Genomic DNA, 11,140 nt, shown 5'->3' with positions numbered 1-11,140 from the left:
TTCATGGCCTTTTTGACTAGTCTGAATAAAGAACTGGTCTAGTAGAGCAGGTGTTGCACTTCAATTTTAAATCGAGGGATTAAAATAATTGATAACATAACTTCATGCACTCCTTTTTTATTATATAATTTTAACATAAGAATTATTAAAATAGTTCAACTGCTCTATATTTAAGCTAGATTATTCTCGAAAACTGTACAAGTACTGAAAGCGTTTGACAACTTGAAGGTAGCTAATTTGTCTTTAACTGAAAGACTGTTAATTTTTTTGTGAATTGTGGCAGTAATATGTAGTAAAACCCTTGGGAATTGTTAAAATTAAAATTTTCTATTGCATGGATTATCTAATTGTTGCCAAAAATAGTTAAACACAAAAAGTAGTAGTGAGCTTTTTTGAATGTACTGATGCATAACTATGTTCTGAGAATTTAGTTATTAAGTTAGATTACGTTCAACCCTCAAAACATATGGTTAATCCACGCATTTACAAGTCAATTGTTACCTTGTTTAATCATTTTAGTCGTGGCATAGTATAACCATAATATAATTTATTCGTTGAAAATGGCGTTATAATGAAGTCAGATGAGGTTCGGTATTAGAAAGTTTCTTGATTTTGGAGGGGAAGCTAGCATGATGAGATTACGAAAGATAATGCTCTTGGGTGCGGTTGTCTTAGGCTTGACTGGTTTAGGCTCAATTAGTGGTTCAACCACGGCTACAGCTGCGTCATCCAACGCGAATAGTACCAGTTCCGCGATTACAATTGATGGTCAGTTTTCAGATTGGTCTGGTGCCAAGTTAACAGAAGGTTACAACGGTTATACGGCTTTGATGGATAATGGTCGCTATGTGGCCACCTACGTCAAGATGAAGAATGGCAACATTCCGATGACCGGTGACTATAACTTTGTAATTGATGGCAAGACCTACTATGTTTGGTTAAGCGATACGGCAGTTGGCTCAGGGAAGACTAAGGCTATTACTGTCAAAGCTGGTGAATATAATGAAGGCGATCAATATGGTGAAGTCGGGACTGGCTATGTGGCTAACGATGGTAAGCACAATTATGCGGAATTCACCATCAATCTGAAGGCACTCGGCCTTAACGGAACCACGGTCGGTAGTAACGTTGCCATGAAGAATCCGAATATTGGCAATGATGCCGCCACAACTAAAGTGACGTCGATGGGTAACAAGCATGGTCATCATGATACGACCAGTAGTGCGGCCAGCAGTAGTTCCACCAGTAGTGCCGCTAGCTCTAACAAAGCAGCTGGTGTGGTGAGTGACAAGGCTGATTCTAATTCGAAAGCTAGCACCACCAAAGATCCTAATGCGAATAATACGAATGATAACTTAAACATTGTGATTGATGGCAAGTTTAAAGACTGGGAACACGTTACCCTCACGGAAGGCTATAACGGTTACACAGCGATGGTCAGTGACGGTGATTACGTCTACGTTTATGTCAAGATGAAGTATGGTCAAGTGCCTGGTTATGGGGATTACAACTTCGATATCGGCGGTAAAAAGATTTATGTTTGGTCAGATAACATTCCAAGCAGCCAAAACAATGGTGACGTCAAAGCCGTTTCATTTACTGGTGGGGACTACAACGAAGGCCATCAGTACGGTACCGTTGGGACTGGCTATGTCGCCCAAGATGGCAGTCATAGTATCGCTGAATTTAAAGTTAACTTAGGTAAGCTCAAGGTGTCCTCAATGACTGGGCAAACGATTACGATGTATAACCCCAATATCGGGAATGAAAAAGTGACCGTAGCCGGTGGGTCAACCGGTCCATGGTTGATTTCCGGAGTCGGTGTTGTGATTGTTGGTTTTGGTTACTGGCGCTTACGCAAGCGGGGCCTTTTGAAACGGCCGTCTGATCATATTAGCGGAAAATAATAGGCCATTCAGCTGGATTGTTAGTTAAGTAACGATAGTGGTTACGCTTGGTACTGGTTAAAATTGTTGCGGTTTTGAAGACGCTGCTTTTAGATCGTAAATAACAATAATTAACGCTGGGCCAACCAGAGTGGCAACTTGATCTAACTAGTATCAATCAAGCGTAGTGGCTAATTGAAATTAAATAGGACGGATGTTCATGGACGTAAATATCCTATTGGGAACGGTCGGATGGTTGTATGCCCTCTCAGTTCTCAAACGAGCTCGGCTATCAGCGTTCACCTTTATTGTGGGCAGTGCAGGACTCTTCTTCATTTTAAGTGCTTTGAGCCGCCCCTATTGGGTTTGGTTCTTTACCCATGCGGTCATTCATGGCGTGGCATTATTTAGTGACATTACGAATTGGAGTACGATTATGTTTAAAACGGGATTGGTGTACATTACAAATGGGGCCAATCCCGTTATTATGTCAATTGATTATGAATGCTCAGGAATCATTGAAACTTGTGCGTTTGTGGCGTTGGTCAGCTTTTTTCCAACGTATGAGCGCAAGGAGAAGGTATTCTATGCACTCTTTGGCTTAATCTATATTTATGCGATTAATGTGTTACGACTCTGCATCGTGGTCGTGATTGTCCACTTTGGCGGCGGTCAGACGTTCTTTTTGGCACATTCGGTCATTGGCCGTCTCGTGTTTTATGTGCTGATTATTGCGCTCTACTACAATGTCTTTACTTATTCTCAATTGGCGCGAGGCATTTATCGCGAGTTTGTTGATTGGAGGCATGAGAAACTGTGATGTACTGGCTTAATTTAGCCCTGACCAGAATGGGCTTTTGGATTACATGGGCTTTAATTCCGATTGTGGTTGAAATTATCCCAGCCATCATTTCGACCATTAAGTTGATGCGGTTGCATCTGCACCAACCGAAATTAACGCCGCCTGGCAAATGGCCGTGGGTGTCGATTATCGTGCTGGTCTATAACTCGGAAGATACCTTGTTTGCGTGCATTGAATCGATCAATAATCAAACCTATCCTAAAGATGCGATGCAAATTATCTTAGCGAATAACCAAAGTACGGATGATAGTTTTGGCGCGTATGCGCGCGCGCAAAACACGTTTCCAGAGTTGATTTTACGCTATGTTAATACTGATAAGGGTAAAGCTAAAGCCCTCAATACAGCGATCTATGAAAGTATTGGCACCTATGTGATCAATATTGATAGCGATGGGGTACTAGAACCGCATGCGGTCGAAAATATGGTCTTACGGTTTGAGAATGATCTCGATATTGCGGCTATGACCGGGGCCATCTTGCCAAAACGGCAACTAGTCAGTGGCATCAAAGGCTGGTGGCATCGGATTCTGGCTAAGAATGAATATTATGAGTATGCCCAAGCGTTTCTTTCGGGGCGGACAATGGAGTCGTTTCGAGATCAATTGTTTACGATGTCGGGGGCGTTCTCCGCGTTTCGGCGGGAAGTCTTAATGGATACGTTCTTGTACGACATTGATACGATTGGCGAGGATACGGATATGACGTTTCAGATTCGGACTCGTCTGGGGAAGAAAGTCATGATTTGTGCCGATGCCATCTTTTACGTGGAGCCCATCTCAGGCTTTTCGGAACTCTATACCCAACGACAGCGTTGGCAGCGTGGTGAACTAGAAGTTACGTCCAACTATATGGCACAAACGGCGAATCTAAAGCGGTTTTTTAAGAACTTTTTAGTACGACGGATGATGATTGATCATACGTTTACATTTCCGCGGATGATTTGGACGTTTGCAAGTATTGTGTTGATTGCCTTTGGATATTCGTCGGTGATCCTATTACTGTCGTATTTGTTAATTTATGTTTTATATGTTTTTGTGGCGGTAATCAATTTTATCAGTGTCGGCATTTTATTGCGACAGTATCCGGATGAGCAGCACTTTTACTTGAAGCTTTGGTGGGTGACGTTGACCTTACCTACTTACATGTTTATGTGTTCATGGATTCGGTTGGTCGGGATTATTAATGCGATGACGACTAAAGCCTCGTGGAAGATGCGGGGATTGCCCGAAGAACTGCATCGGATTAAGGCCGTGGTGCAGGATGATATTAATACGGTTAAGGAACAGCGACGTCAAGATAGGAAAGGAAAATGAGCATGCAAAAACAACGATCATATAAGATTAAATCATATGTTAATGCTAGTCACGCGATTCGATGGGAGTCGGGGACTGGGAAGAAGCATAACCATACTTGGGAGATTGTGTGTGAATTGCATGTGTTCGAAGGGATGGTTTCCTTCTTTGATATTGGCAAATCTTTAAATAAAGCAATTGGGGCACTGTCTGGTCAGTATTTAAATGATCTGCCAGAATTTAAAACCGTTAACCCCACTGTCGAAAATGTGACTGAGTATTTATTTGACCAGATCGATGGTATTTTACGTCAAAATAACGCGGTGTTATTGCGGATTGAAGTCAGTGATTCACCAACGCGGTCATTTTGTATTGACGTGACGGAACGAAAATTCCCAACGGCGGCGGAAGCCCAGGTTAAACCGGCGGCACAGGCTCCTAAAGATGCGTAGATTTTATAATTTCAGTCAAACGGTCATTAATTTCTTTTGGCGCGTGCTTTTCTTCCTAATGTTCTTTTTTGCGTTGACCTCAACGAATATTATTTTAGGTGATAATCCGACCTTTGGGACGAGTACGACGATGTTGACAACAAGTCTTGTGATTGGCATAGTGGCCGTGGCTGTAATGAATTATGCCTATCCCTGGTTTCGGGAGTGGCTGGTCAAGGTCTTTGTGACCCATCAATTAGCGACTGGAAGTTTGTTGTTGCTAGTTGTCATTATTGGGCAACTCATCTTTGTCACTTACGTGCACCCGGTCAGTGGGTTTGATGCCGGAATGCTGCATTATGCAGCCACGAGTGCCAAGCACGTGCAGGAAGTCGGGGTCACATCGTATTACAGCTTAAATCAAAATAACATGCCGATTATGCTGTTCATGCACTGGTTATCACAACTTACCGGGCAGACGTCATGGCAGTTCTTTGATTATGTGACGTTATTTTTTGTGGATTTATCAGCTTTCTTTAACTTATTAAGTGTCTTTGTGGCCCAACCCTTGGCCCTGGGCACGGCGTTGTATATTCATGCCGGCTGGCTAGCGGTGTTTCCAAGTATTATTATGCCGTATACCGATGCGTGGGGGTTACCGTTAGTGTCGTTTTTCATCCTCTGTTACTTGATTATGCGGCAAACGACTTGGCCAATCTTGTTGCGGGCGACGGCGGCACTGGGGTTTGGCATTAGTGTGACTTTGACGTACTTTATGAAGCCGTCATCCATTATTCCGGTGATTGCGATCGTGATTATGGAGATCTTAACGGTCTTTCGGCAGCCGCAAGCGGTGACTAAGCGAGCGCTGTTTGTCGTGTTCGCCCTGTTGATGTTGATTGTAGACGGCGCTGGGGTGACGTATAAAGTCACGAATGATAAGATTCAAAATCAAACGTATATCAAGTTGGATAAGTCGCGGTCGATCCCGGCCATTCATTTTATGGCGATGGGGGTCTATGGTGAAGGCGGCTATAGTGATAAGCAAGCGATTCAGATGGCGGTCTTACCGACGAAACAACAAAAGACCGACTATTCGGTCAAGATGTTAAAACGCCGCTTGAAGCAGCTAGGGGCGGGCGGATATTTGATGTTCTTGATCAAAAAGCAGCGTAATAATACGGCAGATGGGACTTTTGGTTGGTTAAAGGAAGGGCATTTCTTCCGTGAAAACCAAAAGCCAAGTAATCACGGACTCAGTAATAAACTGAAGAACTTTATCTACTTATATGGTCGCCATATCGCGGATTTCCGGTTTGCGGCCCAATTATGGTGGATCGTTTTGCTAGGAATTATCGCGCTGGGTTTTGGCCCGCAACGACTGGTGATTCAAATCTTACGGTTATCGATGGTCGGCGGGTTCATGTTCTTGTTGTTATTTGAAGGCGGTCGGAGTCGGTATCTGATTCAGTATTTGCCTTGTCTACTGCTGTTAGCAACGTTCTCGTTTGAACGTGTGATGATTAATGTCGGCCGGTTATTTGGTTGGTACGAGGAACGTGTCGACGAGGCCGCCGTCGCGGATGAGCAGCATGGGTCAGCGTCTTAGACTGGTTGTTAATTGGCCGTCTTCGTTGACCAGCCGGTTCGCGGTGGGGCAGACCTGCAGCCAAAGAGCGGTCTGCAGGGCGCTTTTAAGCCGCAGACCACGTCTTAAAAGTCGGCCCAGACACTAACCGGGCCAAAAACACCCGCTAAGTGTCTCGACACGGCGAACCGGCTGGTCACTACGACTCATATCAACGCTTTGTGCCGGCTAATAACTGGCCATTTGGGCTGAGTCTCAATAACAATAATCAAGCTAATTAGCGCAGGGCGGACTGGATGATGCTCAGTGGTGAAATTTCACTTGGCCGATGGTTTTCCGGCTTAGTGAAAGCCCGGCTTGCGAGACCGCTTTTTGGCTCGCAAACGCGGCCACCACGTTCCAGCATCAATCCAGGCCAACCGGAGCGAAAAATTGATACTAACTAAAAATCCGTTGATTTCTAAAATTTAGAAGTCAACGGATTTTTAGTGGGGTTAGATGATTTCGTAGTCTGGATCTAACAGCGTGACGTTTGCTCGATCTAAGCCGACAAGTTGAATCTTTTTTTCTTTGGTGACGAAAATTGCACCGTATAAGTCATCACGGTCAATGCCCCAGTTTGCTTCTGGCTGGCCGGCGAAGAATAGACGTGTGGTTTCAATTTCGCCATCGATGGATTGTTTGGATAGAATTGTCACGCTTAATAAGTCATTTTGACGCGGATAGCCGGTTTTGGAATCTAAGATATGATGATAAGATTTACCATTGATATCCAAGTGACGTTCGTAGATGCCACTAGTGACAGCAGAACACGGCCCAATCTTGACGCTGGCAATCGCATTGCCACGGGGGGATAAGGGATTCTGAATCCCGACACGCCATTTTTGATCAGGATGGAGTGGGGAGTTGCCGACCATTAATAGGTTACCACCTAAATTGATCATGCCGGCCCGTTGTCCAAAGGCTTCCCAGTAATCTTGAATTCGATCCGCGATATAACCTTTAGCGATGCCGCCGAGATCCAGTTCCATACCAGGATGTTGTAGGTAGACACTGAATAATTGGTCGTCTAGTTCAACGCTGAACGGGTCGACTAGCTTTAAACGAGCATCAATCTCAGCTTGGGTAGGCACTTGTGCGTCGTCAAAGCCGATACGCCAAAGTTTCACTAATGGGCCGATTAATGTATTGAAGCCAAAGTGTTGCTGGCTCAGTTGGATGGCTTGTTTAACTAACGAATAAGTTGCGGCCGAAACTTGAACCGGATGCTGGCCGGCAGCGTGGTTAATGGCCATGACTTCTGACTGGCTGCGATTAACGGTCAACCGGTCTTCGTATTGATCGATTAAGTGTGTCGCCTGAGTCAGATAGTCCCCCGTGTCGCTACCGAAAAGGGTTAAGTCAATGGCGGTCCCTAAGCCGTAGTGAGCCATATGGCGACGCTGTTGCGCCAATTGGGGAATCGCTGGTTGCTCGTGATCATCTAAAGTTGTCATGTTATCAAGTCCTATCTCTATAGTGCTGTTGCCAAACGGGTGATTAAATCAGAATGCCGTGGCAGTGATCAAGCTCATGTTGAATAATTTGAGCGGTAAAGTCGGTAAACGTCTGTTGCTGTGTCTTGAACTGGCGGTCTTGAAACGTGACCGTGACTTTCTGGTAGCGGGTGGTTGGCCGTTCCCCTGGTAGTGATAGACAGCCTTCGCTGGTTTGGTAAGGGCCACTTTTCTGGGTGATTTTAGGGTTAAACATGACCATCGCAAATGGCCCCATTTGAACAACGATAATCGCTTTATTGGCGCCAATCATGTTGGCGCCCATCCCTACACAGCGGTCAGCGTTCGCCTTTAGGGTGTCTAATAAATCAGTGGCAATACCGGCATCAGCCGCGGTAGCCGCGACAGCCGGTTGACTCAGGGCAGCAGGATCATGAATCACAGATCTAATCATTAGGTTGGCCTCGTTTAATTGGAATTTAAGTCTATTATAGCGGTGATGGAACCGGGACTGCAAGTGGACAGGTTAGTACTAGTCGTTAGTATAAGTCAATATGCTGGGTGTTAGTTGGGTCAGCATTGGCTGGAACGAGGCAGCCGTGTTTTAGTATCCAAGCGGGCAACTGCATTAGCAGCAATCGTTAGGCATGTGTCTTTACTATGACTGGTAAATGAACCATGGTAGACTTCAATTGATAGGTTCAGACAGATAACCGATTTAATTAAAGGAGTAAGCTATGACAAAAAGACCACATCACCGGCGATTTACGTACGTGTATAAGCCGGGTAAACTATTACTAATGTTGCTATTGCTTTTGACTAGTTGGGGATTAATGACGGTTAAAGCGCAAGCCCAATCGACGTTGGCGGATCAATTCGCCCAACCGACATTGCCAGCTAAGACGCCAACGACCGCTGACGTCGCTGCGGTCAAGCAGCTCTATACAACGATGATGACGCGCTTGAAAGCCAGCCGCAATTTGAAACCGCTTAAATTAAAACCACAAAAAGTCCCGCAAGCGCAGACGGCGTTTACCGGTTTGAAGTTTATGATGACGGAAGTTCAGAAGAACGGGGTGACGTATCCGCATAATATTTTCTGGCCACAACATATGTGGATACCGTTGAACCAGGCGATTGATCCTGATTTTTGGAAGGATTTTACTGTTAATGATGAAGTCATGATTGATGACGAAATTGTGGCATTAATCGAACCCTACTTGCAAGATATTGAGCTAGTCAAAACAACTTATGGGCAACAAACGTATGGCGCGTTTCTTTATCAAGCTTATCTAGACAATGTCGAAGATCCTGATAAGCTTGATCCAGACAAAGTTGAGGCAGGCATAACGACGATGGCTGGTTTTCAAGCTTGGTTACTAGGACGCTTTGCTCGTTTGGAATTGGGGCAGACAACAGTCGCAGCTGTTCAAGCGGAATATGCAGCTAAGTACCGTGAATATGCGGTGATTATGGATGAATTTACTAACATGATTTCCGGTGAAGATGGGTTATTGTCACAAATGGATACTTTAATCGAAATTCTCGATTCCGATTTTGTCCATGATCATATCATTAAACCAATGCTAGATAATGCGTATCAAGCGATTGGTGCTGATTATCCGCTAACTGCTCTAGCAACATTGGATCCGGAAGCAACTGTTGCTATTAATAAAGTGCAATATCAGGCACCAGCTTTGGACCGAATGATAACACAACATCAAGGACAAACGTGGCTGACCATGGCGGCGTTTAATACGGTGCCAACCTATGTGATGGATAATCCGGCTGACATTGCGGCCCCGGTCACGGTTAATTATGAGGATCAAACTGGCCAGTCAATTGTCGATAGTCGAACGATTACCGGTAATTTGGATGATGCTTATGATACCACGACCGATGATTACCAATTGGCCATCGCTGGGTATACTTTAGATAAAACGAAGTTACCAGTTAATGCGAAAGGTACGTTGACGGCCGAGCAACAGACCGTGACGTATGTTTATACTAAAGACGTTGTCGCGGCCAAGCCGGTGACGGTCCATTATCAAGATGAGACCGGCACGGCGCTGGCTGAACCAGACGTGCTGACTGGAAATGTAGGTGATCCGTATGCGACGACGGCCAAGTCATTTAAAGGCTATACGTTAGCGAACGTGACCGGACCCGTGAGCGGGACCTTAAGTGAGGCGGCTCAAACCGTTGTCTACACGTACGCCAAAGATCCGATTGCTGGTGCGCCGGTAACGGTACGCCATCAGGATGAAGCGGGCCAAAAGCTGGCCGCCGACGAAATCTTAAAAGGAAATATCGGCGACCAGCTGCAAACAAAGGCGCAATCTATTGACGGTTATGTCTTCAAGTCCGTTGACGGTGAGCCCATCGTCACGGTCACAGACCAACCGCAAACGGTGACTTATACCTATACGCCAATCGCGGTGGCGACCGGTTCAGTTACGATTAATTATCTGGATGCCGATGGTCAAGCGATTGCCCCAGCGACGACCTTAACGGGGGCGGTCGGTGAATCCTTTGAATCGGCACCGTTAACGATTGCGGGCTATACGTTGAAGCCGGACACCGCCACGATTAGCGGCACGTATACCCAGGCAGCGCAACAGTTTAGTTACCACTATACCAAAGCAACAGCGCCAGCTACCGAGGGGTCGGTACTCGTGCAATATGTTGATCAAGACAAGCAGCAGCTGGCACCCCCGACAACGCTAACCGGAAAGCTCGGGACGGCCTTCACGACTACTGCTAAAGTGATGCCTAATTATGAGTTGGTCAAGACGGTCGGGCCTACCAAGGGCACCTATACCGAAACGTTACAAACGGTGACCTATATTTACCAACCAGTAACGGCCCCGGTCGCGACTGGACAAGTTAAGGTGCACTATGTGGATACAACGGGTCACGCGATCGCGGCTGCCGTGACCTTGACTGGGAAGATTGGGACGACTTATCAAACGACCTTAAAGACCATTGCGGGTTACACCTATCAAAAAGTGACGGGTACGCCGACTGGTCAATATACAAGTGCTACTCAGACGGTAACTTACGTTTATGCTAAATCAGCGGTTACCGCTGACCAAGGGAAAGTGACTGTGACTTACACTGACTTGAATGGTAAAACGTTACAATCCGCCACGGTATTAGCCGGTGCAGTCGGGACGGCGTATACCACCACCGCTGCTAAAATCAAAGGCTATACATTCCATGATGTGGTTGGAACGGCCAAAGGGACTTTTACAACGACTGCTCAAACGGTGACTTATCGGTATCAGGCAGTGAAGACGCCGGCCCCAACGGATCCAGATGGTGGGGAAAGTAGTGGTTCCGCCGGCGATACAATCAATCCAGGAGCGTCAACGAAGCCCACGACTAGCACGGGCACGGCAGATACAAGTGTCACGCCGATGAAGCCGGCTGCCGCTCAGGTGCTCAAAGCGCCTGCCAGCACTGGCCACTTACCAAAATCTAATGAACAGCGGTCTAGTTGGCTGATTGTTCTTGGTCTTGGTTTATTGGCGGGATTAGGACTTGTGGTCTGGCGAATGCGGCGTCAACCGTAACCTGTTTTCT

At 45.9% G+C, this 11,140-nt stretch carries 8 protein-coding genes; 6 read left to right on the top strand and 2 right to left on the bottom strand.

What is annotated here, in order from left to right; all coding sequences use genetic code 11:
- Positions 1 to 629: 629 nt before the first annotated feature.
- The 5 genes from FFM80_RS13385 to FFM80_RS13365 all read left to right on the top strand — a co-directional run bounded on the left by FFM80_RS13385 (position 630) and on the right by FFM80_RS13365 (position 6,080).
- Positions 630 to 1,907, top strand: coding sequence for a Firmicu-CTERM sorting domain-containing protein (locus tag FFM80_RS13385; RefSeq protein ID WP_137641257.1), 1,278 nt, complete (start codon positions 630 to 632; stop codon positions 1,905 to 1,907).
- 199 nt (positions 1,908 to 2,106) lie between these two features.
- Positions 2,107 to 2,706 (top strand): exosortase family protein XrtG, encoded by a 600-nt coding sequence (gene xrtG / locus FFM80_RS13380; RefSeq protein WP_137634882.1) that lies wholly within the window; start codon positions 2,107 to 2,109, stop codon positions 2,704 to 2,706.
- Complete coding sequence (locus FFM80_RS13375) at positions 2,706 to 4,061, top strand: TIGR03111 family XrtG-associated glycosyltransferase (RefSeq protein WP_137641258.1); 1,356 nt, start codon at positions 2,706 to 2,708, stop codon at positions 4,059 to 4,061. Before xrtG ends, FFM80_RS13375 begins: the two co-directional genes overlap by 1 nt.
- Before the next feature lie 2 nt (positions 4,062 to 4,063).
- A complete protein-coding gene (locus FFM80_RS13370) occupies positions 4,064 to 4,492 on the top strand; it encodes a 6-carboxytetrahydropterin synthase (RefSeq protein WP_137641256.1) in 429 nt (142 codons plus the stop codon).
- On the top strand, positions 4,485 to 6,080 hold the full coding sequence (locus FFM80_RS13365; RefSeq protein WP_137641255.1) for a TIGR03766 family XrtG-associated glycosyltransferase: 1,596 nt from the start codon (positions 4,485 to 4,487) through the stop codon (positions 6,078 to 6,080). Before FFM80_RS13370 ends, FFM80_RS13365 begins: the two co-directional genes overlap by 8 nt.
- Before the next feature lie 473 nt (positions 6,081 to 6,553).
- Here FFM80_RS13365 and FFM80_RS13360 read toward each other — a convergent pair whose 3' ends face one another.
- Both FFM80_RS13360 and FFM80_RS13355 read right to left on the bottom strand, forming a co-directional pair.
- Complete coding sequence (locus FFM80_RS13360) at positions 6,554 to 7,555, bottom strand: FAD:protein FMN transferase (protein WP_137641254.1); 1,002 nt, start codon at positions 7,553 to 7,555, stop codon at positions 6,554 to 6,556.
- A 43-nt stretch (positions 7,556 to 7,598) separates the two neighbouring features.
- Positions 7,599 to 8,009: a peptide deformylase gene (locus tag FFM80_RS13355; protein ID WP_137641253.1), complete on the bottom strand. Its 411-nt coding sequence runs from the start codon at positions 8,007 to 8,009 to the stop codon at positions 7,599 to 7,601.
- Positions 8,010 to 8,292: 283 nt separating this feature from the next.
- Between FFM80_RS13355 and FFM80_RS13350 the strand changes: the two genes are divergently transcribed.
- Entirely contained in the window at positions 8,293 to 11,130 is a 2,838-nt protein-coding gene (locus FFM80_RS13350) for a MucBP domain-containing protein (RefSeq protein ID WP_137641252.1), read from the top strand.
- The last annotated feature ends 10 nt before the right edge of the window (positions 11,131 to 11,140 follow it).

It is taken from the genome of Lactiplantibacillus dongliensis, assembly GCF_005405105.1.
GTDB lineage: Bacteria > Bacillota > Bacilli > Lactobacillales > Lactobacillaceae > Lactiplantibacillus > Lactiplantibacillus dongliensis.
Note: the sequence above shows the minus strand (reverse complement) of the source record. Positions and strands in the feature narration are given on the sequence as shown.